The organism is Mycobacterium sp. Dal123C01 (genome assembly GCF_052566995.1).
Window position 1 is genome coordinate 1,463,963 of record NZ_CP199580.1, and the last position, 23,767, is coordinate 1,487,729.

The 23,767-nt window shown below is 64.9% G+C and carries 24 protein-coding genes and 2 tRNA genes; 13 read left to right on the forward strand and 13 right to left on the reverse strand.

Annotated elements, in window-relative coordinates; genetic code table 11:
• Positions 1–60 precede the first annotated feature (60 nt).
• Positions 61–522 carry a DUF4334 domain-containing protein gene (locus ACTXG5_RS06915; RefSeq protein WP_445162979.1) on the reverse strand — a complete coding sequence of 154 codons (462 nt, stop codon included), beginning with the start codon at positions 520–522 and terminating at the stop codon, positions 61–63.
• Positions 519–1,589 (reverse strand): pyridoxal phosphate-dependent aminotransferase, encoded by a 1,071-nt coding sequence (locus ACTXG5_RS06920; RefSeq protein ID WP_445162980.1) that lies wholly within the window; start codon positions 1,587–1,589, stop codon positions 519–521. Before ACTXG5_RS06920 ends, ACTXG5_RS06915 begins: the two co-directional genes overlap by 4 nt.
• 90 nt (positions 1,590–1,679) lie before the next feature.
• Between ACTXG5_RS06920 and ACTXG5_RS06925 the strand changes: the two genes are divergently transcribed.
• Together ACTXG5_RS06925 and ACTXG5_RS06930 are read left to right on the forward strand one after the other, a co-directional pair.
• Positions 1,680–1,770 (forward strand) — tRNA-Ser (locus tag ACTXG5_RS06925).
• A gap of 20 nt (positions 1,771–1,790) precedes the next feature.
• Positions 1,791–1,863: transfer RNA gene (locus ACTXG5_RS06930), tRNA-Arg, on the forward strand.
• A gap of 534 nt (positions 1,864–2,397) precedes the next feature.
• On the opposite strand, the gene ACTXG5_RS06935 is transcribed toward ACTXG5_RS06930, so the two are convergent.
• Entirely contained in the window at positions 2,398–2,616 is a 219-nt protein-coding gene (locus ACTXG5_RS06935) for a hypothetical protein (protein ID WP_445162981.1), read from the reverse strand.
• Positions 2,617–2,639: 23 nt separating this feature from the next.
• On the opposite strand from ACTXG5_RS06935, the gene ACTXG5_RS06940 reads away from it, so the two are divergent.
• Positions 2,640–2,807: a hypothetical protein gene (locus tag ACTXG5_RS06940; protein ID WP_445162982.1), complete on the forward strand. Its 168-nt coding sequence runs from the start codon at positions 2,640–2,642 to the stop codon at positions 2,805–2,807.
• A gap of 342 nt (positions 2,808–3,149) precedes the next feature.
• On the opposite strand, the gene ACTXG5_RS06945 is transcribed toward ACTXG5_RS06940, so the two are convergent.
• On the reverse strand, positions 3,150–4,148 hold the full coding sequence (locus tag ACTXG5_RS06945; RefSeq protein ID WP_445164293.1) for a phosphotransferase family protein: 999 nt from the start codon (positions 4,146–4,148) through the stop codon (positions 3,150–3,152).
• Between the two features lie 75 nt (positions 4,149–4,223).
• Positions 4,224–4,952 (reverse strand): IclR family transcriptional regulator, encoded by a 729-nt coding sequence (locus ACTXG5_RS06950; protein ID WP_445162983.1) that lies wholly within the window; start codon positions 4,950–4,952, stop codon positions 4,224–4,226.
• Positions 4,953–5,045: 93 nt separating this feature from the next.
• Between ACTXG5_RS06950 and ACTXG5_RS06955 the strand changes: the two genes are divergently transcribed.
• The 3 genes from ACTXG5_RS06955 to ACTXG5_RS06965 all read left to right on the forward strand — a co-directional run bounded on the left by ACTXG5_RS06955 (position 5,046) and on the right by ACTXG5_RS06965 (position 10,533).
• A complete protein-coding gene (locus tag ACTXG5_RS06955) occupies positions 5,046–6,212 on the forward strand; it encodes a pyridoxal-phosphate-dependent aminotransferase family protein (RefSeq protein WP_445162984.1) in 1,167 nt (388 codons plus the stop codon).
• Positions 6,213–6,281: 69 nt separating this feature from the next.
• Complete coding sequence (locus ACTXG5_RS06960) at positions 6,282–7,595, forward strand: MFS transporter (RefSeq protein WP_445162985.1); 1,314 nt, start codon at positions 6,282–6,284, stop codon at positions 7,593–7,595.
• Complete coding sequence (locus ACTXG5_RS06965; RefSeq protein ID WP_445162986.1) at positions 7,579–10,533, forward strand: FAD-binding and (Fe-S)-binding domain-containing protein; 2,955 nt, start codon at positions 7,579–7,581, stop codon at positions 10,531–10,533. Before ACTXG5_RS06960 ends, ACTXG5_RS06965 begins: the two co-directional genes overlap by 17 nt.
• A 137-nt stretch (positions 10,534–10,670) precedes the next feature.
• On the opposite strand, the gene ACTXG5_RS06970 is transcribed toward ACTXG5_RS06965, so the two are convergent.
• Positions 10,671–11,018 (reverse strand): nuclear transport factor 2 family protein, encoded by a 348-nt coding sequence (locus tag ACTXG5_RS06970; protein ID WP_445162987.1) that lies wholly within the window; start codon positions 11,016–11,018, stop codon positions 10,671–10,673.
• 127 nt (positions 11,019–11,145) lie between these two features.
• On the opposite strand from ACTXG5_RS06970, the gene ACTXG5_RS06975 reads away from it, so the two are divergent.
• The gene (locus tag ACTXG5_RS06975; protein WP_445162988.1) at positions 11,146–12,087 is read left to right on the forward strand and encodes a class I SAM-dependent methyltransferase; all 942 of its coding nucleotides are present in this window, start codon (positions 11,146–11,148) and stop codon (positions 12,085–12,087) included.
• Here ACTXG5_RS06975 and ACTXG5_RS06980 read toward each other — a convergent pair.
• Positions 12,084–13,034 (reverse strand): zinc-binding dehydrogenase, encoded by a 951-nt coding sequence (locus ACTXG5_RS06980; RefSeq protein ID WP_445162989.1) that lies wholly within the window; start codon positions 13,032–13,034, stop codon positions 12,084–12,086. The genes ACTXG5_RS06975 and ACTXG5_RS06980 overlap by 4 nt on opposite strands.
• Positions 13,035–13,128: 94 nt before the next feature.
• On the opposite strand from ACTXG5_RS06980, the gene ACTXG5_RS06985 reads away from it, so the two are divergent.
• From ACTXG5_RS06985 to ACTXG5_RS07005, 5 genes are all read left to right on the forward strand, one after another.
• A complete protein-coding gene (locus ACTXG5_RS06985; protein WP_445162990.1) occupies positions 13,129–13,539 on the forward strand; it encodes a MarR family winged helix-turn-helix transcriptional regulator in 411 nt (136 codons plus the stop codon).
• Between the two features lie 177 nt (positions 13,540–13,716).
• The gene (locus ACTXG5_RS06990) at positions 13,717–13,953 is read left to right on the forward strand and encodes a hypothetical protein (protein WP_313865100.1); all 237 of its coding nucleotides are present in this window, start codon (positions 13,717–13,719) and stop codon (positions 13,951–13,953) included.
• 10 nt (positions 13,954–13,963) lie between these two features.
• Positions 13,964–14,119: a DUF6131 family protein gene (locus ACTXG5_RS06995; protein ID WP_445162991.1), complete on the forward strand. Its 156-nt coding sequence runs from the start codon at positions 13,964–13,966 to the stop codon at positions 14,117–14,119.
• Positions 14,120–14,245: 126 nt separating this feature from the next.
• Positions 14,246–14,950, forward strand: a complete 705-nt coding sequence (locus ACTXG5_RS07000) for a response regulator transcription factor (protein WP_445164294.1) — start codon at positions 14,246–14,248, stop codon at positions 14,948–14,950.
• On the forward strand, positions 14,928–16,445 hold the full coding sequence (locus ACTXG5_RS07005; protein ID WP_445162992.1) for a sensor histidine kinase: 1,518 nt from the start codon (positions 14,928–14,930) through the stop codon (positions 16,443–16,445). The genes ACTXG5_RS07000 and ACTXG5_RS07005 overlap by 23 nt, the downstream gene beginning before the upstream one ends.
• On the opposite strand, the gene ACTXG5_RS07010 is transcribed toward ACTXG5_RS07005, so the two are convergent.
• Complete coding sequence (locus ACTXG5_RS07010) at positions 16,438–16,911, reverse strand: lipoprotein LpqH (protein ID WP_445162993.1); 474 nt, start codon at positions 16,909–16,911, stop codon at positions 16,438–16,440. The genes ACTXG5_RS07005 and ACTXG5_RS07010 overlap by 8 nt on opposite strands.
• A gap of 167 nt (positions 16,912–17,078) precedes the next feature.
• Here ACTXG5_RS07010 and ACTXG5_RS07015 point away from each other — a divergent pair, with 167 nt between their 5' ends.
• The gene (locus ACTXG5_RS07015; RefSeq protein ID WP_445162994.1) at positions 17,079–18,959 is read left to right on the forward strand and encodes an alkyl/aryl-sulfatase; all 1,881 of its coding nucleotides are present in this window, start codon (positions 17,079–17,081) and stop codon (positions 18,957–18,959) included.
• 28 nt (positions 18,960–18,987) lie between these two features.
• Here ACTXG5_RS07015 and ACTXG5_RS07020 read toward each other — a convergent pair whose 3' ends face one another.
• From ACTXG5_RS07020 to ACTXG5_RS07040, 5 genes are all read right to left on the reverse strand, one after another.
• Positions 18,988–19,956 carry an NADPH:quinone oxidoreductase family protein gene (locus ACTXG5_RS07020; protein ID WP_445162995.1) on the reverse strand — a complete coding sequence of 323 codons (969 nt, stop codon included), beginning with the start codon at positions 19,954–19,956 and terminating at the stop codon, positions 18,988–18,990.
• Positions 19,956–20,567, reverse strand: coding sequence for a TetR/AcrR family transcriptional regulator (locus ACTXG5_RS07025; protein WP_445162996.1), 612 nt, complete (start codon positions 20,565–20,567; stop codon positions 19,956–19,958). The genes ACTXG5_RS07020 and ACTXG5_RS07025 overlap by 1 nt, the downstream gene beginning before the upstream one ends.
• The gene (locus ACTXG5_RS07030) at positions 20,564–21,871 is read right to left on the reverse strand and encodes an acyl-CoA dehydrogenase family protein (protein ID WP_445162997.1); all 1,308 of its coding nucleotides are present in this window, start codon (positions 21,869–21,871) and stop codon (positions 20,564–20,566) included. The genes ACTXG5_RS07025 and ACTXG5_RS07030 overlap by 4 nt, the downstream gene beginning before the upstream one ends.
• 70 nt (positions 21,872–21,941) lie before the next feature.
• Entirely contained in the window at positions 21,942–22,700 is a 759-nt protein-coding gene (locus ACTXG5_RS07035; protein WP_445162998.1) for an SDR family NAD(P)-dependent oxidoreductase, read from the reverse strand.
• 1 nt (position 22,701) lies between these two features.
• Positions 22,702–23,757, reverse strand: coding sequence for a phosphotransferase family protein (locus tag ACTXG5_RS07040; protein WP_445162999.1), 1,056 nt, complete (start codon positions 23,755–23,757; stop codon positions 22,702–22,704).
• Positions 23,758–23,767: the final 10 nt, after the last annotated feature.

Below are 23,767 nucleotides of genomic sequence, written 5' to 3' on the forward strand. Positions count from 1 at the left end.
GCGGTTTTCCCGCCCTGAGCGCACACTCGAAACCGCCAGCGCACGCTCGAAGCCCGGGAGCTACACGCGTTCCAGGTAGAAGTAGTAATAGCGGCCGCCGTCCAGGACGCCCTTGCCGTTCATGATGCCCATCACGGCGTCGTCGTCGACCGTCTTGAAGTGATCGTGCACGGGCTGGCCGTCGTAGACCATCGTGGCAGTGACTTCGCCGCGGAATTCCTCGAGCCACAGGCTCGCCTCGCCCTTGCCCATCTCCTTGTTGGAGAACTTGTTGCCATCGGCGTCCAGGCAGACCAGCGGCTGGACGTCGCTGACCGACTTGAAGTTCTTGCCGAACCACCGGGCCTTCTCCAGCAGCGGGTTCATCATGTGGCCGGTGAAAAAGTCGCCGCCTTTCCACTCGCCGATCATGCCCTCGATCGTCGCCGGCTCAAGGCTGGCCCAAAAATCGTCGAGCTCGGCGTCGTCGATCTGGCCGCCGCGTTCCTTGAACTCATCGAACTTCTTGCGGGCAAGGCTCATTCGTCAGACCTCCGAGTGATCCAGTCGCGGGCAAATGCCAGCAGGGCATCGTTTTCTTTCGGTGCGCCGATCGAGACGCGCACCCCGTCGTCGCCGTACGGCCGAAGCACGATCCCCGCGGCGGCCGCCTGCGTGACGAAATCCTGGGTGCGTGGCCCTAATGGCAACCAGACGAAGTTGGCCTGCGACGGCGGCAGCGTGAAGCCGGCGGCTCGCAACTCGGCGCTCACCCGGGTGCGCGCGGCGACCAGGGCGTCGGTGCGGGCCAACAACTCGTCGGCAGCGTCCAGCGACGCGATGGCGGCGGCCTGCGAGATGTTCGTCACCGAGAACGGCACGAAGACCTGGTCCAAAGCGGTGATCAACTTCGGAGGACCGACCGCATAGCCGACGCGCAGGCCCGCCAGCCCGTATGCCTTCGAAAAGGTCCGCAGCACAACGACATTGCTGCGGCTCCGGACCAGTCCCAAACTGTCGGGCAACATGCCGTCACGGATGTATTCGACGTAGGCCTCGTCGATGGCGATCACGATGTGCGGCGGAACAGCCTCGACGAAGCGGGCCAGCGCGTCCGGGTCGACGACCGTGGAGGTCGGGTTGTTGGGGTTGCAGACGAAGATCAGCCGGGTGTGTTCGGTGATCGCGGCAAGCATCGCGTAGAGGTCGAAGGTGTGGTCGGTCAGCGGCACCTTGACGGGCGTCGCGCCGGCGACCTGGACTTGCGGCGGATAGAGCTCGAAGCTGCGCCACCCGAAGACCACCTCGTCGCCGGCCGATGCGGTGATCTGAACGAGCTGCTGGCACAGGCTGACCGAGCCGGCGCCGACGGCGACGTGCTCGGGCTCGAAACCGGAACCCAGATGCTTGGCGAGTGCCGCCTTGAGTTGCACGCAACCGTTGTCCGGGTAGCGGTTGATGATGTCGGCGGCTTGCTCGATGGACGCGCGAACACTGGGCAGCGGGCCGAACACCGTCTCGTTGCTGGCCAGTTTCATCGAACCCGGCACCGTCTTGCCGGGAACATAAACTGGCAGCCCAGCCAGCTCTGGCCGTAGGCGGGCAGTCACTTCGACAGCATATGTTGCCGCTGTGTACGCTATGCCTCCGGCGGTTCGGGGACTCCCGGATGGTGTCGGGTAACCTCAGAAAGTCCAAAGGGAGGCGTGCCAGAGCGGCCGAATGGGACTCACTGCTAATGAGTTGTCCCCTTACCGGGGACCGGAGGTTCAAATCCTCTCGCCTCCGCCAAAGGACATAACTGAAGACTGGCGCCCGTAGCTCAACGGATAGAGCATCTGACTACGGATCAGAAGGTTGGGGGTTCGAATCCCTTCGGGCGCACTCACTGCCAGCGCAGACACTCCCTGACAACCGTCGCCACCGTGCAGCGCGCTACCGCGTCAATGCCCTTCTCCGCGCGGTTGGTTTGCTACAAAACACCGCACTCGGGTAGCGGCATCGTTCGGCTTGACTCCCATCTCCACCAACCTCTGAACTATTTGGTCGGGAGGCACGGCTCCGTCGAGATCCGTCGAGATCACGTGAGCGCTGGGAAACCAAAATTCTGCATCTACCCCCGGCGGTGGGGGCTTCGTGTCGCCCCCTACGCAACTCACGTAACCACTGATGCCAGTGTCAGCGTGCGCAGACGGCGCCCCGGTCAGCACGACTGGGGCGATGAGCAGGACGGGGACGGCCATGCTGACCGCCGCAGCGACATAGATGGAACGCATGCTCACAAATTATCAGCTACCACGATCGATAACCGCACTTCAGCCGTTTGCTGGCCGATTGGCAGAATCCGCCGGAGCTACCGGGGGTGTTCGCCCGCGAAACTGACTTTCAATCCCCGCCGCCCACTCATTGAATTGAGGGTCAGGCGTCGCCGTCGGCGGCGTCCGTCTCCGTGGACTTGTCCGGCATCGGCCCAACCGTCGCGATCATCGGGACGCGCAGCGTCTTGCCGCCGGCGATCGGCACGTGGACCGAGAAGAACACGATCTTCAGCTCCAGGCTCACCTGCCGCATGGGCTGGGCGTACAGGTCGAAGCGCATTTCCCGTAACCGCGCCAGGCCGCGTTCGAGCCGACTCATGCGCTTGACCCTAGTTGCTCGGGTTGGCGGACCGCTATGGGCGTGGATCGAACGGCCGGCGCGTCGGCACGGTCACCGTTTGGGTGACGGTGCTGGTCTCCGTGCTCGGCGACACGGTGACAGTGCTCGGTGGGACCGTCGTCGTGGGGGTGTCGGTGCTCGGCGGTGGGGCCGCTTCGGTCACCGTCTGAGTCGGCTCGCCGCCGCCGCCTCCGGGTGGGTGGTGCCGAGGCGGCGCCACGGCACTGGTGGTGACCGCTGTCGTGGGGGAAGGCGTGGGGGCCGTCGTTGTCGTCGGACTCGGCGCGGGCGAACTGCTGACCAGGGTGACGATCGCGTAAATCGCCAAGCCGAGCACGATCACCCCCACTGCGCCCGCCGCGACCAGCGCTATCGGGCGGCGGTACCACGGCGTCGGGGGCTCCGGTTCGGGCCCCGGGTCGTAACCGCCGTAGCGGGCCGCCGCCGTCGGCTCGGAGTAGTAGTCGGGTTCCTCTGGGGGTAAGGAGGCACGTCAGCAGATGCTAATCCGGTCAGGACTCGTCGGCGATGTGGGTCAGCGCCCGCTCGAACAGGTGGACCGTGGCCGCGTGGAGTTGATCGCCGACCTCCTTCTCGGCCTTGCCGGCACACGCCCGAGCCAGCGTGCCCTCGATGACGATGCCCAGCTTGAAGCAGGCCAGCACGGTGTACCAGGTGATGTGCGACAGGTCGCGGGTGGTGTTGGCGGCGTAGCGCTGGAACAGCTCGTCGGTGGCGGCCAACCCGTCCTGACCACCCAGCGCATGGCTGAACACACTGGACCCGTCCGGCTGACGCCACGTGGCCAGCAGCCAGCCCAGGTCCAGCAGCGGGTCACCGATCGTGCACATCTCCCAGTCGACGATCGCGACGACGTCCGGCCCCGTACGGGAGAACATCACGTTGGCGGCGTGATAGTCGCCGTGCATGATGCCCGGTGTCCAGGTCGTCGGCCGGTGGCGTTCCAGCCAGGCCGCCACTTCCTCGATCCCCGGGATCTGCGGCCCGGGGTAACCGTCGTACTCGCTGTAGGAGTCCAGCTCCGACAGCCAGCGCGGCACCTGGCGTTCCAGGAAGCCATCCGGCTTGCCGAAATCGGCGAGACCCACCGCGACGTGGTCAACGGCACCCAGCTTCGCCAGGGCGTCGGCCATCGATAGGCCCATGCCGTGCTGCACGCTGGGATCGCCCGCGTGCAGCGGCGGCAGTCCCTCGCCGGCGTTGAATCCGTCGACCGGGTCCATCAGGTAGAAGACGGCCTCGCCGAGCACACTCAGGTCCTCGCAGGCGGCGATCAGGTGTGGGTGTGGCACGTCGGAACCGGCCAGCGCCGCAAGGACTTTGGTTTCTCGCAGGATCACGTTGTTGCTGCGCGGGCGCAGGTGTCGTGGTCCTCGCCGCAATACATAGGACCGCCCGGACCTGGTGAACCGCAGCATCACGTTCTGCGTTCCGCCTGTCACGGCGGAAACCTCCTGCAGCGGGCCCTCGCCCAGACCCTGCTCGGACATCCATTCCGCGACGGCGTTCAAGTCCACGTGCTCCACGTGGTGAGAGCCTAATGGGACCCGAGCAACGCGTTTTAGCTAGGCGCTCAGATTATTCGCGGCCTCACGCACCGCAGCACCGAACGCGGCTTCGGATTCCTCGGTCAGGCGACTCATCGGAAGATTCACGCTGAGACTCGCGATCGGCTTCTCGTCAGCTCCCATGATGGCTGCGGCGACACAACCGACGTCGGACCGCCATTCCCCGCGATTGACGGCGAATCCCCGTTCGCGGATCGCGGCCAGCTGGGCGCACAGCTCATCTCGGTCGGTGATCGTCGTATCGGTGTATCGCGGTAGCTCATCGGGGACCAGTTGCGCGACAACCTCGGGACTGCTGTGGGCAAGTACCGCCTTGCCGTTGCCCGACGCATGCATGGGGAGTGCGTGCCCTAACGCCATGCTGGTGCGTACCGGCTTGTCCGTCTCCAGCCGCTCGATCAGGACCATCTTGCCGCCATCGGGAACGGTCAAGTGGACGGTTTCTTCGGTGCGCCGGCGCAGCTTTTCCATGATCGGCACGGCCGCGCCGCGCAAATCCAGATCGCCGCTGCTACGACCGCCGACCGTGAGTGCTTTTTTGGTCATCATCCACCGGGTAACCTCGCCCGGCGCTGGGCGAATCCAGCCGGCTGTGTTGAGCGTGACCAACGCGCGCTGCACCGAACTCTTCGGCATGTCCAGGGCACGAGCTAACTCGCCGACGCCGATCGGCTGCCTCGATGCGACCTCTTCCAGCACGTGGAGCGTGTTCAGGACGTTTTGCAATGTCTTGACTCCTCGAAAGCGGCTGCCTACCATCACCGGACCTTTTCTCGGCACATTGTGCCATGTCACGGCACAGGATGGGAGGTTGGACTAATGACCACGCACAGTGGACGACATTTCCTGCAGATCCCCGGACCGACCAACGTCCCCGATCGGGTGCTACGCGCCATCGCGCAACCCACCATCGACCACCGCGGACCGGACTTCGCCGAGCTAGCCCGAGACGTCGCGCAACGACTCAAACCGGTGTTCGGCACCACCGGTCCGGTCGTCATCTATCCCTCGTCCGGTACTGGGGCGTGGGAAGCGGCGCTGGTCAACACCCTTTCGCCCGGCGACCGCGTGCTGGTGTTCGAAACGGGTCATTTCGCCAGCCTGTGGCGAGACATGGCGGAACGCCTCGGGCTGGTTATCGAATCCGTTTCAGCGGACTGGCGGCGGGGTGTCGATCCGGCGGTCGTCGCCGAACGACTCGCAGCTGACGCGACACATGGCATCGCCGCGGTGATGGTCGTTCACAACGAAACATCAACTGGCGTCGCCAGCCGGATACCTGAGATCCGGACAGCCATCGATGAAGCGGGTCATCCCGGGCTGCTGTTGGTCGACACGATCTCCTCGCTGGGATCCATGGACTACCGGCATGACGACTGGGGCGTGGATGTAACAATCGGCGGCTCGCAGAAGGGGCTGATGCTGCCCCCTGGCCTGAGTTTTAACGCCATCAGCGAGAAAGCGCTCGCAGCCGCGGCCACGGCGCGCCTGCCGAAGTCCTACTGGGACTGGATGCCGATCATCGAAGCCAACGAGCGCGGTTTTTTCCCGTACACGCCGGCCACCAACCTGCTCTACGGCCTCCAGGAAGCGTTGCTGCTCTTGGAGGAAGAGGGGCTGCCCAACGTGTTCGCACGGCACGACCGGCATGCCGAAGCGACCAGGGCAGCCGTGCGCGGCTGGGGCCTCGAGGTCCTGTGCGTCGATGAGCGCGAGTACTCCAGTTCGCTGACCGCCGTTTTACTTGGCGCCGAACACGATGCCGACAAGGTCCGCCAGATCATCCTGGACCGTTTCGACATGTCTCTGGGGACTGGCCTGGGCAAGCTCGCCGGGCGCGTGTTCCGGATCGGCCACCTCGGCGCGTTCAACGACTTAATGCTGGCCGGAACGCTTTCCGGCGTTCAGATGGGGCTCGAATTGGCCGGGGTAACCGTCGATCCCGCCGGCATGCAAGCCGCGTTGCAGGTATTGCGCGCTGAATGAGAACCGAGGACTTCCGCCAATAAAAGGACACCGGCGCCCACCCGGCGGCCGTGGACAAGGAGGTAGGTCGTGTTGATTGAGCGTGCTCCTCGTCGCCTGTCGGACATGAAGCGGTGGACCTGGATCTTGCCGGTGATCGTTTTCGTCTACGTCATCTGTTACATCGACCGAACGAACATCAGTTTTGCGCTGCCCCATCTCAAGACAGACATGCATCTGACTGGGGCGCAGCAGGGTCTCGCGAGCGGCATCTTCTTCTGGGGCTATCTGTTGCTGCAGATCCCGGGTGGATATGTTGCCGAGCGGTGGAGCGCGAAACGGTGGGTCGCGATCCTCCTCGTGCTGTGGAGTGTGGCCGCCATGGCCTCCGGATTCACCCACACCTTCGGCCAGCTGATCCTGGCCCGTTTCCTGCTCGGGGTGGCCGAGGGCGGCGTGCAACCGGCGTTGATGACCACCATCCGGTCCTGGTTTCCGTTCGCCGAACGTAGCCGGGCATACGCGGTGTTCAAGCTGTACACGCCCATCGCGGCGATAATCGCCGCCCCATTCTCCGGCATCATCCTGACCTACGCGGACTGGCGCTGGATGTTCATCATCCAGGGCGGTGCCCCCTTGATTGTCGGGCTCATCGCGTGGCTGGCCGTGGTCCGCGACACGCCCGCCAAAGCGGCTTGGCTATCGGAGACGGAACGCAATTTCATCGAGAGTTCTCGTATCGCGGAAGGTGAGCCGCTCCAGCAACGAGGGACGTTCAAAGGCGCATTCACGAGCCGGATCGTGTGGCGGTTCGCCCTCATTTACACGTTGACCCAAATGGGCTTGCTCGGCCTCACATTGTGGCTGCCGAGCGTGCTCAAGAAAGCGTTCCACACCGACATGCAGGTGGGTTTCGTCGCAATGCTGCCCCAGATCGCCGCCGGCATCGCCATCATTGCCGTCGGCCGGTCCGCGGACCGCCGGGGGAGGCACGTCGCCCACATGGCCGGGGTGCTTGCTTGTGCAGCGGTGATTCTCGCTGGTGCGAGCCTGATTTCGGCGCACCAGAAGTGGCTTGTACTCGTGGCGATGATCCTCGGTACGGCGGCGTCGATCGCCTGGTATGGGCCGTTCTGGGCGACGGTCACCAAGCTTGTCCCCGCGGCAGCGGCCGGCGCGGGGATAGGCCTCATTAACGGCGTCGGCAACCTGGGCAGCTTCTTCGGGCCTTACCTCGGCGGCTGGCTCAGCGACCTCGACGGTGGCGGATATGTGCTCACCCAGGTGTTCTTCGGCGTGGTCTTCGCGGCCGCGGGGCTGCTCGTCTTGACGTTGAACAAGCCTCTGCGCGAGGCGGCGAACCTCGAATCGCTCGAAAGGACTAGTGATGACCTTCGCGTCTGATACGGCCGCGACTGATCGTTCGGGTGTCGCCCGGGACCTTGAACACACGCTCCGCGCGACGGTAGGCGGCGAGGTCTCCTTCGATGACTACACCCGTCATCTTTTCTCGCGTGACGCCAGCATGTACTCGATAACACCGCTGGGAGTGGTGTTTCCCCGTCATGCCGACGACGTCGCCGCGGCGGTGAAGGCAGCCAGTGAGCTCGGCGTGCCGATCGTGGCCCGGGGCGCGGGAACGAGTCTGGCCGGCCAGACTGTGGGACCCGGACTGGTGCTCGACATGTCCCGGCACATGAATCGCATCGTGGAACTCGACCCGGTTGCGCGCACAGCGGTCGTGGAGGCCGGGGTGGTGCAGGATCAGCTCAATCAGGCCGCCGCCGCCCACGGACTGATGTTCGGCCCGGACACCTCAACGAGCAACCGGGCCACGATCGGCGGCATGATCGGCAACAATTCCGCAGGAAGCGGCTCTTTGACGTACGGCATGACGATCGATCACGTGCGGGCACTGGACGTCGTGCTGTCCGACGGTTCGCGCGCCCGGCTGGAACCCGTCGACGAGGTCGAGCGGAAACGCCGTGCGGCCGCCGAGACGCTGGAGGGCAGCATCTACCGTGCGCTTTCGCAGCTGGTCATCGGTAACGAGGAGATCGTCCGGGCCGGGATGCCGGCGTTCTGGCGCCGCGCGTGTGGCTACCGGCTTGAGCGCCTGGTCGGCTTTGGCGAAGACAACCCGTTCGATCTGGCCAAGTTCGTGGTGGGTGCCGAGGGCACCCTGGTGATAGTCACCCAGGCTCTGGTGGACCTGGTGCCCAAGCCCGCGAGCACGATTTACGCCGTCGGCCACTTCGCCGACACCGCGAGCGCAATCGCGGCCACCACTGACGCGTTGAGCTGCGAACCGTACCAGGTCGAGCTCCTAGATCGCACGATCTTGGAGCTGTCTCGACAGAACATCGAATACGCCGAGTTGGGGAAGATCCTCGTCGGCGGCCCGGGAGCGCTGCTATTCGTTTCGTTCGCCGGCGACGGTGCGGCGCAGCAGATTACGAAGCTCGAACGCCTGGAGAACCTGTGGCGGCAAAACGGGCATGGCTATCACACCCTGCGCGCGGTCACTCCCGCCGATCAAGGGGCGTTGCTCAAAGTCCGCAAGGCCGGCCTGGGGCTGCTGATGGCCGCCAGCGAGGGCACCCGTCGCCCGCTCGCCTTTGTGGAAGACACCGCGGTCGATCCGGCTCAGCTGCCCGAATACACCAAGCGCTTCAAGGAAATCCTCGACGAACACCAGCTGAAGGCGGGCTTCTACGGCCACTGCTCGGTGGGTTGCCTGCACATCCGCCCATTCGTAGACCTCACCAAGCCCGACGAGGTGGTCAAGATGCGCACCGTCGCCGAAGCAGTCAAGAAACTTGTCGCTGAGTTCGGCGGAGTGAATTCGAGCGAACATGGCGACGGCCTCGCCCGCAGCGAGTTCAACAGGGAAATATTCGGCGATGACCTGTACGAACTGATGCGCACCGTCAAGCGCATTTTCGACCCGGGCAATGTATTGAACCCGGGCAAAATCGTCGACGCGCCGCCGATGACCGAGAACCTGCGCGACCGCGACGCGCTGCCGCCCGCCCCGCCCCTGACGACGGCGTTGCGGTTCGAGGTTGTCGGCGGAATGCGCGGTGCCGCTGATCGCTGCATGAACATCGGCCTGTGCCGCAAGTCGATTTCGGGCGTGATGTGCCCGTCCTACATCGCCACCAACAACGAGGAGCACGCCACTCGCGGTCGGGCGAACGCGCTGGTAAAAGCACTATCCGAACCGGATCCCCACGCCGCCTTGGGTGGTGAACGGCTGCACGAGATCCTCGACCTGTGCCTGATGTGCAAGGCCTGCAAGAGCGAATGCCCGATGAGCGTCGACATGGCCTCACTCAAGGCCGAGACCCTCGCGCATCACCACGACATCCATGGTGTCCCGCTGCGCTCGCGCATCTTCGGCTCGATCCGACTCCTCAACCGGATCGGTTCAACAACCGCGCCGCTCTCGAACCTGCCCGGGCGGGCCCGGTTCGTGCGCCGGATCATGGACCGCGCCGTCGGTATCACGGCCGCGCGCCCGCTGCCCGTTTTTTGCCGGGACACCCTGATCCGCTGGTTTCGCCGCCACCATCACGGAGTGCCACCGCTCGGGTCGTCGTTGGGCACGGTCAACTGGCTCGCCGACTCGTTCACCACTTTCACCGAGCCGCACATCGGCAAGGCGGGCATCGAGATGCTCGAGCGCTCGGGCTGGCGGGTCGATCTCGTGAGCGGCGGCTGCTGCGGTCGGTCGAGCATGTCCAAGGGGCTGCTCGCCGACGCGAAGAAAAAGGCCGCGGCGCTGGTCCACTCCATTGCAACGAACACAGACCCCGGCTCGCCGATCGTCGGCTGCGAGCCGTCGTGCCTGTTCATGTTGCGCGACGAGCACGCCGCGCTGCTGCCCGGTTCAGATTCGGTGCGCGCGGTCGCGGGCCGGGTCAGGCAGGTCGAGGAGCTGCTTGTCGAAGCCATCGACGAGGGCCGGCTGACCCTGCGCGCAGACTCCTGGTTGGCCGGGCGGCGGATCGTGTTCCACGGCCATTGCCACCAGAAGGCCGAGGTCGGGACAACGGTCACGATGGCCTTGCTGCGCCGGATTCCGGGTGCACAGGTCGTGGAGATCGACGCCGGCTGCTGCGGAATGGCGGGCTCCTTCGGTTTCGAGTCCGAGCACTACGAGATGTCCCTCACGGTCGCCGCGGATCGGCTGCTACCGGCCCTTGCGGCCGAGCCAGAGGACTCGGTGGTGGCCGCGACGGGTGTGTCGTGCCGGCAGCAGATCTTCCACGGAGCGGGTCGCACCGCGTGGCACCCGGTTGAGCTAGTGCGCGAGGCGATGACCGGCACCGGCCGATGACGATTGCCTGCCGGGAAAGATGGAAGGGGTGGATACATTGACGCCAGCATCGAACCCACCTGAAATTGGCTGGGGTGCTGTACGTCCCGATCCTCGATTACGCACTGGCATTCGCGAATGAGACGCTGCGACGCACGTCAGCCCTTGGGCTGCGGGGTGTAGCGGAAGGTCTGCGTGCGGATCATTCCGTCGCGGAACACGAACGTGTCGACACCGTCGTCAACGCGGTTCACCGCCGAATCGGCGACCCACTCGAGGAATAGCACATCGCCGTCGAAGATCTCGGTTTTCAGCCCCCAGTCTGCGTTCGGCAGATCGTCGAGCAACCTGACGAAGGCCTCGCGGATGGCGTCTTTCCCACGTGAGACGCCGGCCGGGGTGATCACCACGGAGTTATCGGTGTAGTCGGCGACGATCTCGTCGAGGTCGCCTGCGGCCACCGCTTCGGCGTGGTGAGCGAAGATTTCCTGTGGCGTACGAGTCATCGTGGCGCTCCTTGTCAACCTGTGGGACCTCTGGGAAAACAGCGTAAGTCACCGTCCGCGATGCCTGGAGGCGTCGGCGGCTGGAAGAATAGTGAACGCAACCGACTATCAAGGTGGAGGACTGGCGATGCCGCGTACCGACAACGATTCCTGGGACATCACGCAGAGCGTGGGAGCCACCGCGCTCGGCGTGGCGGCGGCCCGCGCCGCGGAGACCGAGAGCGAGAACCCGCTCATCCACGACCCGTTCGCTCGTGTCTTCGTCGACGCCGCAGGCAAGGGCATGTGGAGCCTTTACGCCGATCCCGCGCTGTTGGCCAAGGCGGTTGAAATCGAGCCCGATGTGCGTTCGCGGATCCAGGTGATGATCGACTTCATGGCCACCCGGACCGCGTTTTTTGACGAGTTCTTTCTCGGCGCGGCCGACGCCGGCGTCCGGCAGGTGGTGATCCTGGCGTCCGGTCTGGACGCTCGCTCGTGGCGGCTGCCCTGGCCGGCCGGCACGGTGGTCTACGAACTCGATCAGCCGAAGGTGCTGGACTTCAAGACGGGCACGCTGAAAAAGCACGGCGCCGACCCGACCGCGGAATTGGTGACCATCCCGATAGATCTGCGCCAGGACTGGCCAAAGGCATTGCAGGATGCCGGATTTGATCCGTCGAAACCGAGCGTCTGGTCCGCCGAGGGGCTGGTGCGGTACCTGCCGGCACAGGCCCAGGACCTGTTGTTCGAGCGCATGCATTCGCTCAGCGCGCCGGGCAGCTGGCTGGCTTCCAATGTGCCCAGCCAAGGATTTACCGACCCTGAGCGGGTACGGCGGCAACGTGAAGACATGCAGCGCATGCGCGCTACGGTCGCCAAGCTGGTCGAGACGGAGGTAACCGACTTCGACGACCTCTGGTACGCGGAGGAGCGCACACCCGTCGACGAATGGCTGCGTGAACACGGCTGGGAGGTGGCCGCCCTGAGCTTCCCGGAGTTGATGGCCCGCTACAACCGCACCATGCCAGACGGCGGCGACGACGCCATGCCGCCCACGATGTACGTGTCCGCGCAGCGACGCCACTAGGGCGTGATGACGATCCGCTGCTCGCTGTCGGGGTCGTTCCAGGCGGCTTCGACGTCGGCGAGTGGCACGGCGCGGGCAGCGAGTTCGAAACCTCCACCGCTGATCACGGTCGCGATGGCGGGTAGTTCGGCCAGGATGTCGCGGGTCGGGACCGAGCCCTGTCCGCTGCCGACGATCTGCAGGCGGACGGCACGCAGTGCCGCGGACAGGATTTCGGCCGAAGCGCCTGCGACCGAGCCGATTTCGATCCAGGTGAGCGGCTTTGCGCGTTCGGACCGGTGGGCGGCGATACCGGCCATCGCCTCGGCGGTGATCGGACCCCAGAGGTAGTCGATCACGACGTCGACATCACGCGCCACCTGAGCGAGATCGTCTATCGCAGTGGCGTTACCGAGTTGAATGACGGTGTCGGCGCCCAGCTTGGGAAGGGACGCGAGCCGCGCGGCGTCGCGTCCGGCTCCGATGACATGGCCGGCGCCAAGGTGTTTGGCGACCTGCACCGCCATCCGACCCGAGCTTACGGTTGCGCCGAGGATCAACACCGCTTGACCGGGTTCGAAGTCGATGCGCCGGCGAAGGGCGATCCACGAGGACATCACGGGGTTCATCGCCGCGGCGACCAGGATGGGGTCGGTGCCGTCGGGAAGCGCGACACTTCGACGTTGGTCTATGACGGTCTGCTCGGCCATCGCGCCCATGGTGGTGTCGGGCAGGACGAAGTAGCGGATCGTGCCGTCGGGCGCGCGGCCCACCCCGTCGATGCCCGGGACCAGAGGTAGTGCCCCGGAGCTGGTGTAATGCGATCCGTCGGCCTGCGAGCGCACTCGTGGATGCAGGCCGGAGGCGATGACGTCCACCACGACCTCATCGTCGGTTTGCGGTGTGGGGCGGGGGAACTCGCCGTAGGCCGGAGGCCTGTCGAAAGTGGTGACGACGGCTGCATGCATGGTGGTTCTCCTTGGCGATACGGAGGCAAATATAGATGGTAATACGAACTATATTAGATGGTATTACGAACTATTTCAAGGTATTGTTCACGGCATGGAGACGGTCGACGACCTCAGGGACAACCTCGTCCAGGTGTCATTCGGAGTGATCGCGGTGCTGAGCCGTGTCGCCGCCGAACATGATTTGTCCCTGACTCAACTGCGGGTGCTGGGGATACTGCGTGATCGCGAACCCACGATGGCTGACCTTGCGACGTATCTCGGACTGGAGCGCTCGACCGTCAGCGGGCTCATCGACCGCGCGGTGCAGCGTGGGCTGGTTCGAAAGACCACCGACGCCGTCGACGGCCGTTCGGTGCGGGTCAGTCTCACCGCGCAGGCGCGGCGACTCGAAGTGCGGGTCATCGCCCAGATCGGTGAGCTGATGGCGCCGATGACAGGCGGGCTCAGCGTGGGTGAGCAGAAGCGGCTGACCGCACTATTGGCCAAAGTGCTTGAGCGCTAGGGTCGCCGTTCTTCACCTGGTTGGCTGCCCGAAATCACGACGCCGCGCGGCGTTCAAACCCCCGTTTTGAAGCGCCGCGAAACGACGCATGAGTTAGCCGCAGCGATGTTTAGACACGAGTCCAATGGGTATCGCTACGCAACGAGAAAACCCTTCTCGAACACAACGGAGGTCACCATGCGTGGTCGCGGAATTATCGGCGTCGTCGTCCTGGTGTGGCTGCTCATCGGCGTCTTCGCGGCATGGCAACGCGATTACTTCAAAACTGGGCAAACAGATTGTGTCACAGCGGGAAACATCGCTCTTACTGTGGTTGCCGGACCTTTGAACTATGGGGGCGTCAACCCCAAAGTCAAGGATTGCCGTGTGCCGCAGCCAAGCTCAATGCCTAGTGGCCTAGAGTCCCTCACGTAAAGGAAATGTCATGATCGTTTTGGGTATCGTTCTGCTCATTCTTGGCTATCTGTTCGCCATTCCTTTGTTGTGGACGATCGGTATCGTCCTCCTCGTTATCGGCGCGGTGTTATGGATCCTCGGCTCGGTGGGCCGCCCGGTCGGCGGCAGGCGTTACTGGTACTAGGAACCGCGCCGCAAGGTCGTTTGTCTGTTTCACAGGACACACAAAGGAATGTCATAGCGGCAGCCCAGTCGAGCGCGGATACTGGAACGTGTGACGCAGCCTCGAACCTCCGTAGAGCGCGTTGTCATGTGCCGCGCGGATGGCAATCCGATCAACGTGCTGGTCGTCGACGACGAATCCGTCTTGGCCGAAATGGTGTCGATGGCGTTGCGGTACGAGGGCTGGAATATCGCCACCGCCGGTGACGGATCGTCGGCGATTGCCTCGGCCCGTACCCAGCGGCCCGACGTCGTTGTGCTCGACGTGATGTTGCCCGATATGAGCGGGCTCGATGTATTGCACAAACTGCGCGAAGAGAATCCGCAGCTGCCGGTGCTGCTGCTGACAGCCAAGGACGCGGTGGAAGACCGCATCGCGGGGTTGACCGCGGGTGGCGACGACTACGTCACCAAACCGTTCAGCATCGAAGAGGTCGTGCTGCGGTTGCGCGCGTTGTTGCGGCGCACCGGGGTGACGACGATGGACAGTGGCGCGCAGCTCGTGGTCGGCGACTTGGTGTTGGACGAGGACAGCCACGAGGTGACTCGCGCCGGTGAGCCGATTTCGTTGACCTCCACCGAGTTTGAGCTGCTGCGGTTCATGATGCGCAATTCAAAACGGGTGCTGAGCAAGGCGCAGATCCTTGATCGGGTATGGAGCTATGACTTCGGTGGCCGGTCCAACATCGTCGAGCTGTATATCTCCTACTTACGCAAGAAGATCGACAATGGCCGCGACCCTATGATCCACACGCTGCGCGGTGCGGGTTATGTCCTCAAGCCAGCCCGCTAGGACACGGCGAGACTGGTCGCTTCGGCTGCGGCTTTTGGTCGGACAGGTCGTTGTGCTCGCCTTGGTCTGTATCGGGATCACCGCGGCAACCGAACTCTCGCTGAACCACCACTTGGTGCGACAGCTCGACGGCCAACTTGGCGGGACCTCGCATCGCTCGGCGCTGATGTACCCCGAACCGAACCGTCCGGGGTGGCGCCACGAACACTCGTATTACCCGCGCCCCGGCCCCGGCCCACGGTTCCTCGATGCCCCCGGCCAGCCGGCGGGCATGGTCGCCGCCGTGGTCAGCGGCGGCAAGACGGTCGACGCCGGCTACCTGACCAGCATTGGTTCCCGGGCCGCGCTGACCGACAAGGCCCAGGCGCAACTGGCGGCGATCGCCGCTAGCCGCGAGCCGGTAACCCTGGATCTCGACGGCCTCGGCCGGTACCGCGTCGTGGCCGCCCCGAGCCGGCGCGGCGGCGACGTGATCGTCACCGGACTGTCAATGTCCGACGTCGACGCCACGCTGCTGCAGATGCTGGTCATCTTCGGGATCGTTACCGTAATCGCGCTGGCGGCAGCCACGATCGCCGGGATGATCATCACCAGGCGAGCACTGGCGCCGTTGCGCCGCGTCGCGCAAACCGCGCGCAGGGTTTCCGACCTGCAATTGGACCGCGGTGAGGTCGAAATGCCGGTGCGGGTTCCCGAGTCCGACGCCAACCCCGCCACCGAGGTGGGCCAACTCGGGTCGGCGCTGAACCGGATGCTCGACCACATCGTGGCCGCACTGTCGGCGCGGCAGGCCAGCGAGACCCGGGTGCGCCAGTTCGTCGCCGACGCGAGTCACGAACTTCGCACACCGCTGGCCGCAATTCGCGGCTATACCGAACTCACCCAACGCATGGGCGACGATCGCGAGGCGGTGGCACACGCGATGAGCCGCGTCGCGTCCGAGACCGACCGGATCACGCGTCTCGTCGAGGACTTACTGCTATTGGCCCGCCTGGACTCGGGCCGGCCACTGGAACGCGAGCCGGTTGACCTGACCCAGGTTGCGGTGGACGCGGTCAGCGACGCACACGTCGCGGGACCGGATCACCAGTGGGAGCTCGACCTGCCCGAGGAACCGGTGGTCGTCACCGGCGACGCGGCGCGGCTACACCAGGTGTTGACCAATCTGCTTGCCAACGCGCGCATCCACACCAGCGCGGGGACCGTCGTCACGACGCGGTTGAGCGCCGAGCCGACGCAGAGCGTGCTGCAGGTGATCGACAACGGCCCCGGCATTCCGGCAGCACTGCAGTCAGAGGTGTTCGAACGGTTCGCCCGTGGCGATACCTCGCGCTCCCGCAAGGGCGGCAGCACCGGACTGGGACTGGCGATCGTGTCCGCCGTCGTCAAAGCACACAACGGGACGATCACTGTCGACAGCGCGCCTGGTCGTACCGAGTTCACGGTGCGGTTGCCACTCAACGGGTGGCAACCGCCCGCAGACTCGCCTAGCTAGAGCAGGTTACGTCGATCTCGAAGGGCTTGTTCACCGGTTGCGTCGGGTTCGCCATATCAACGCCAGTGGCATTACCGGTGATCTTGTACTTGTTGCCATCCTTGGTCGCCGAGGCATTGCCCCCGCTGCCGGCCGCATACGCGAGCGTCACGCCGTTGACGTTGCCAAGTCCGACGGACGTCACTCCCGGGGGGTTGGCGTCGGTGAGCACGGCGGCGATGCCGGTCGCGGCGCCACCGATCGCGATGTTGACGTTGCCGCCTGCCGTTGTGCACACGACCGAGCCGGTTACGTTCTGGTCTTTCCCGTCGATGATCACCTTCGTTCCGCCACCTCCGCTGGAGCTGGCCGAAGTGTTTGCACCCGAGGAGGACCCACTCGTACTTTTCTTGTCGCTCGAACAGCCGGAAATAGCCGCGGCCAGGATCGCCGCCCCAGCTACAGCAATCGTCAGTTCACGCTTCACCTGTGCTCCTTTGCCGATGTAGCGGTCCTCCGAGGGTGGAGGGCCCTCTCGGCAGTATGCGGGTTTGCCGGGTCGTAGAGAAGTGGTTACGGGAAATTGTTTCGTTTCGGTTAACCGGCCTGCTCTCAGCAGGTCCTATCCGGCAAGGGGGCGTTAATGGCAAGGTATTGCCGGTGGACCACAAACCTCCCACCGCGGTCATCGAGTCGGCGCATGGCGAACATGAGCTGCCCTGGGATGACACAACGGATTTCGACAATGCCGATCGCGGACTCATCGCGTCCCTGTCTCCCTGCGTCATCAAGGCGGCCGACGGACGGGTGGTGTGGGACAACGACTCCTACTCTTTCCTCGACGGTCCCGCGCCGACGTCGGTGCACCCCAGCCTGTGGCGGCAATCGACGCTCGCCGCCAAACAAGGCCTCTACGAGGTGGTGCCGGGCGTGTATCAGGTCCGCGGATTCGACCTCTCCAACATCAGCTTCATCGAGGGCGACACCGGAATCATCGTCATCGACCCGCTGGTCTCCACCGAGGTAGCCGCCGCGGCGCTGGCGTTTTATCGCACGCATCGGGGCGGTGACCGACCCGTCGTAGCGGTGATCTACACCCACAGTCACGTCGACCATTTCGGCGGTGTGCTGGGCGTTACGTCGCAGGAAGAGGTGGACGCGGGAAAGGTGGCGGTGCTGGCACCGGAGGGGTTCACCGCGCACGCTGTCCAGGAGAACATCTACGCGGGCACGGCGATGACGCGCCGGGCCACGTACATGTACGGCACCTTGCTGGGACGCGGACCCCAGGGGCAGGTCGGTTGCGGGCTTGGCCAGGCCCCGTCCACCGGCGAGGTGGCCATCATCGTCCCGACCATCGACATTCGGGAAACCGGTGAGAAGCACACGATCGATGGTGTGGAGATCGAGTTTCAGATGGCGCCGGGCACCGAGGCTCCCGCTGAAATGCATTTCTATTTCCCACGTTTCCGCGCGTTGTGCATGGCCGAGAATGCGACCCACAATCTGCACAACCTGCTGACCCTGCGCGGCGCGCTGGTGCGTGACCCGCACGCCTGGGCGGGCTATCTCACCGAAGCCATCGACACGTTCGCCGGCCGCGCCGACGTGGTGTTCGCTTCGCATCACTGGCCCACCTGGGGACACGAGAGCATCGTCGAGTTCTTGTCGCTGCAACGCGACCTGTACGCCTACCTGCACGACCAGACACTTCGGCTGCTCAACCAAGGCTACAGCGGGGCTGAAATCGCCGAAATGTTCCAGATGCCACCCGCTTTGGACCGAGCGTGGCATACCCACGGGTATTACGGATCCGTCAGCCATAACGTCAAGGCTGTCTACCAACGCTACATGGGTTGGTTCGACGGCAACCCGGGCCGGCTGTGGCCGCATCCCCCGGAGGCCCTCGCCCCCCGTTATGTCGACGCGATGGGTGGGATCGATCGGGTGGTCGGGCTTGCCCAGACGGCTTTCGATGCTGGTGATTTCCGTTGGTCCGCAACGTTGCTCGATCACGCGATCTTCACCGACAGCGATCACGGCGCGGCTCGCGCGCTGTACGCGGATACTTTGGAGCAACTGGCCTACGGCGCCGAGAATGCGACATGGCGCAACTTCTTCCTAAGCGGGGCAACCGAATTGCGCGATGGAAACTTCGGCACCGCTACCACGGCCACCTCAATGTCGATGCTCAGTCAACTGACGCCCGAGCAAATCTTCGACAGCCTTGCCATCAGCGTCAACGGACCGCGCAGCTGGGACCTCGATATCGCGATCGATATCGCTTTCGCCGACCTGGCAGTCAACTATCGGCTCGCCCTACGCAACGGGGTGCTCGTCTACCGCAAAGTGGCCGCCAACCCCGCGACGGCAACCGTTACGGTCAAGCTGGACACCAAGTCTCGCCTGTTGGCGGTGGCGATGGGCGACGTCACCTCAGCCGGGCTCGACATCTCTGGAGACCAATCGGCATTGCAGACGTTGCTGGATGTGCTCGACAAACCGGACCCGACGTTCAACATCGTCACGCCGTAGCCGCCCCATCCGCTGGCAGCCGTCACGATCACGCGACGTCGATGACCACCTTGCCCAAGACCTTGCGGTCGGCCACGTGTCGCAACGCCGCCGGAGTTTCGGACAACGGGAATCGTGCGCCGATGTAGGGCCGAACGGTGCCGGCGGCGAACATCTGCGCCAACTCCTGTACGTCGCGCGCGGCGTCGTCGGGCCGGTCGGCCATGAAGGTGCGGATCTCCATGCCGCGCACGCAGATATCTTTGAGCAGAATGAGATTGAGCGGAATGGCCGGAATCGTGCCAGCCGCATAGCCCAGGGTGACGAAGGTGCCGCCGCGGGCGAGACCGCGCAGTGCCGGCTCCGAATACGATCCGCCAACCGGGTCCAGCACCACCCGTGCGGCATCGCCGGTGAGTTCACGGATGCGAGTTTTCAGGTCCTCCCGGTCGTAGTCCACGATGGCCTCGGCACCGCGCTGCTGGCACAGCTCGAGCTTTTCCGGACTCGACGCCGCAGCCAGCACGCGAGCCCCCATCGCGACTCCCAGATCGACGGCGGCCAGCCCAACGCCGCCTGCGGCGCCCAGCACCACCACCCAATCTCCCTCGGCGACAGCGGCAGTCGAGCGTAATGCGTGATACGCGGTGCGGTAGGTCACGCCGAAGGCCGCGGCCGACGCGAAGTCGGCGTCGTCGGGCATGAGCTCCGCCTGACTCGCGTCGAGCAGCGCCTGTTCGGCGAACGCTCCGAAAGTGGTTCCCGATACTCGCTGTCCCGGGCTGAGTCGCGCGCCTTCACCGGCGGCAATCACCTCCCCGGCGATCTCGTTACCCGGTATGAACGGCGGCGGAATCTTCACCTGGTACTTGCCGGCGATGAACAGCACGTCGGGGAAATTGACCGCCGCGGCATGGACCCGCACCAGCAGCTGACCGGGGCCCGGCACCGGGTCCGGCACATCGTCGATAACCAGATCCTCCGGCGCGCCGTAGGAGCGACACACCACAGCGCGCATCAGTTGACCCCCAGCCCGTTGAGACAGAACCGCACCACGTGTGTGATGTCGTCGGGCTCGGGCCTATCCGCCGAGCCCATGTATCGACGCATCGTCGCCGCCGTGCAGCAGAACACGGCTTGGACGTCGCGTTCCACGTCGCTACTCCCAAGCGCCGCAACCGGATCGACCAGCAGATCCCGCAGCGGCCGCATCATATCCTCGTCGCCCGTGCGCCAATTGGTGTGGGCCGCCATCTGACCGGCCGCCGCGCGGCTTTTCCTGATCAGGTCGGGCTCGGCGACTTGCGCCAGGGTTCCCTCGATCCACCGGGCAATCTTGTCCCGAGGCTGCGACTCTTTGGCCATCTGATGCTGAAGGTAAGACACCACGATGCCGACCCCGCGCTCCATCACTGCCAGGATGACCTCGTCCTTGCCGGCGAAATAGCGGTAGAACGCCTTGTTGGACGACCTGGCCTCGGCAACGATGTCGCTGACGCGGGGCGCCTCGGGTGCGACCCGTTCCATCACCCGCACCGCGGCGGCCAGGATGCGTTCGACCTCCTCGGTAGCACCCCGCTGCCGGTCATCGAGGGCGCGCTCGACGGCCGCGGCTACTCTGTTGGTCATGGCGAATGTGGGTGCGCCGGAACGCTACCGACGAGGGCGCCGTACTTTTCCCGGGCCGCCGCGCGGCGCACTTCCAGCATTTCGCTGGGCCAGTCACCTTCTTCGGCGTCGTAGCCCTTGAGCAGCATCCGGGCCAGGTTGACCTTGTGTGCCTCGGTGGGTCCGTCGGCCAGACCCAGCGCGATGCCGCCCAGTAGCACGTTGACCAGCGGCAGCTGGTCGGTCAACCCAAGCGCGCCGTGTACCTGAATCGCGCGCAGCGCAATCGATTTCAACACCTGGGAGGCCAGGATCTTGCAGGCGCCGATCTCGGCGCGCGCGCCCTGCTCGTCGCCGCTGTCGATCAGCCACGCGGCGTGCAGCACGGTTAGCCGAAATGGGATCAGGTCGGTATACGAGTCGGCGACGAATTCTTGCACCAGCTGCTTATCGGCCAGCGAGCTCCCTTGGGTGTATCGGCTTTTCGCGCGCCGCGACATCATCTCGACAGCACGCTGCGCCATCCCGATGGCCCGCATCGCGTGATGCAGCCGCCCCCCGGCCAATCGGGTCTGCAGGATCAGGAAGCCCTGACCGGCTTCGCCGAGCAACGCGTCCGATCCCACCCGCACCCCGTCGTAGTGCACCAGGGAATGCCCCGGTTCGTGCGGGTCCGCCCCCACCAGGTGGTGGTTGGCCTCTAGGGTCAGCCCTTCGGTGCCGGCGGGAATCAGGAACGTCGAGGCTCCACGATGGACGGGCACATCCGGATCGGTAATCGCGACGACGATGAAGAAAGATGCGACAGAGGCGTTGGAGGAGAAGTACTTTCGTCCGGTGATCACCCAGTCATCCCCGTCGCGGACCGCGCGAGTGGTGAAGACCCGCGGATCGGCACCGCCCTGCGGTTCAGTCATCGAGAAGCAGGAAAATATCTCGCCGGACAGCAGTTCGGCCAGATAGCGGTCCTTCTGATCTTGGGTACCGAAGCGCGCGATGATCTCCGCGTTGCCGGTATCGGGCGCCTGGGTTCCGAAAACGATCGGCGCCCAGGGGCTGCGGCCCAGAATCTCGTTGATCAACGTCAGCTTGACCGCACCGAAGCCCTGCCCGCCCAGTTCCGGGCCCAGATGCGGTGCCCACAAGCCATTGTCGCGGACCTGCTGCTTGAGCGGATCGACGATCCGCCGGCGCTCGTCGTTGAGCGGCAAGAACTCGCAGCCGGGGAACAGCACCTCCAACGGCTCCACCTCTTCGCGCACGAACTCGCGGACCCAGGCGAGCTTCTTCTCGAACTCCGGTTCGGTAGAGAAGTCCCAAGACATTCGAATACTCCTACTCGTTCATTGTGGCGACCCGGTTCACCCGGCTCCGCCGCGCTTGCGGTCGCCACGTTCAGGGAATTCCGCCGTCGGTCCGCAGGATCGAACCGGTGGTGAAACTGGACGCGTCGGAAGCCAAGAACAGTGCGGCGCCGACGATTTCGCGCGGATCGCCGGCGCGTTTCAAGAAGTGGTGACTGAAATTGTTGCCCCCGCTGAGATCCCACGCCTTGCTGACGTCGGTCAAGTACGGCCCGGCCATCAGCGTGTTGACCCGTACTGTCGGCCCGAAAGCCTGTGCCAGTCCTTCGGTCATGGCGTTGAGCCCGGCCTTGGCGGCGGCGTAGGGAATGATGCCGCCGTTCGGGCGCAGCGACCCGGTGGAGCTCACGTTGATGATCGACCCGCTGCCGGCGGCCACCATCCGCTCACCCACCAACGCCGATAAGCGAAACGGCCCTTTGAGATTCAGGTTGACCACCGCGTCGAACAGCTTCTCGGTGACGTTGCTCAGCTTGTCGTAGAGCGGGGACATGCCCGCGTTGTTGATCAAGGTGTCGACCTTGCCGAACCGCCCGTAGGTGGCGTCGACCAATCCGTCGAGTTGGTCCCAGCGTCCGACGTGCACCTCGTAGGGCATGGCCGCGCGTCCGGTCTCGGCCTCGATCTCCTTCGCCGCGGCCACGCAGTTGTCGAAGTTGCGGCTGGCGATCACCACGTCGGCGCCGCAGTGCGCGGCGGCGAACGCCATTTCCCGTCCCAGCCCACGGCTGCCGCCGGTGATCAGCACCACGCGATCAGTGAGGTCGAAAAGCTGATCGGCGTAACCCATTTCAGCAGGCTCCAGTCGGCCTAGAAGGCAAAGTGCGCGCCAGTTCGGCTGCCTTCGCGATCAGCTCCAGGATCATCGGCCCGAAGGCGTCGGTGATCTTGGGGTCTACTTTTCCGGTGCGTACCCCGGCGGCGTAGGTCTTCTCCAGCACGATGCCGAGTTTCCAGTTGGCCAACACCAAGTAGTAATCGATGTTCTCGGTGGATAGCCCGCTGACCTTCTCGTAGTGCTGCAGCAATTCGCTGCGCGTCGGCATGCCACTCATATCCAGATAAAACCCGTCGTCCCGCGGGTTGTCGCCGTCGTAGCCCAACAGCGCCCAGGCAAGATCCAGTAGCGGATCCCCGACCGTCGTCATCTCCCAGTCCACGATCGCGGCGAGTCGAGCCTGGCTTCCGTGCGCGAACATCACGTTGGCGAACTGATAGTCGCCGTGCATGATGCCCGGCTTGTACTCCGTGGGCCGGTTGCGCCGCAGCCAATCGGCGGCTTCGTTCAGGCCGGGCAGCTCGCGCACCTTGTAGGCCTCGAGAAACGCCAGCCAGCGATCCACCTGCCGATCGTGGAACCCGTCCGGTCGGCCGAAGCCGTCGAGCCCTTGGCCGCGCCAGTCGACTCGGCCCAGCTTGGCGGCGCCTTCGACGAGTTCGAACGCCAGCCCGCGTCGCGCGGCGAGGTCGGTGTCGAACGGTGGCTGCCACCCGCCGTCCATCGGGCTCCAGCCGTCGATCGCCCGCATCACATAGAACGGCATGCCGAGCACGGTGCCGGTGTCGTCGGCGGCAATCAGCTCGGCGTGCGGTACATCGGTGCCGGACAGCGCACGCACCAGCCGGATCTCCCGCAGCAAGCCGTCGATGCGGGCCGCATCCGCTCGGGCACCGGGCATCCGCAACACCATGCGCTCGGTACCGCGCGCAATCAGGTACAAGGTGTTCTGCGAACCGCCCTTGAGCTGCTCCAGGAGCAGTTCTTCGCCGCTTCCCGGAACGTCGTTGGCGTCCAGCCATCGACCGAGGACACCTGGGTCCAGTTGGGTCTCACCAGCAGTCGTCATTGTTCCGCAC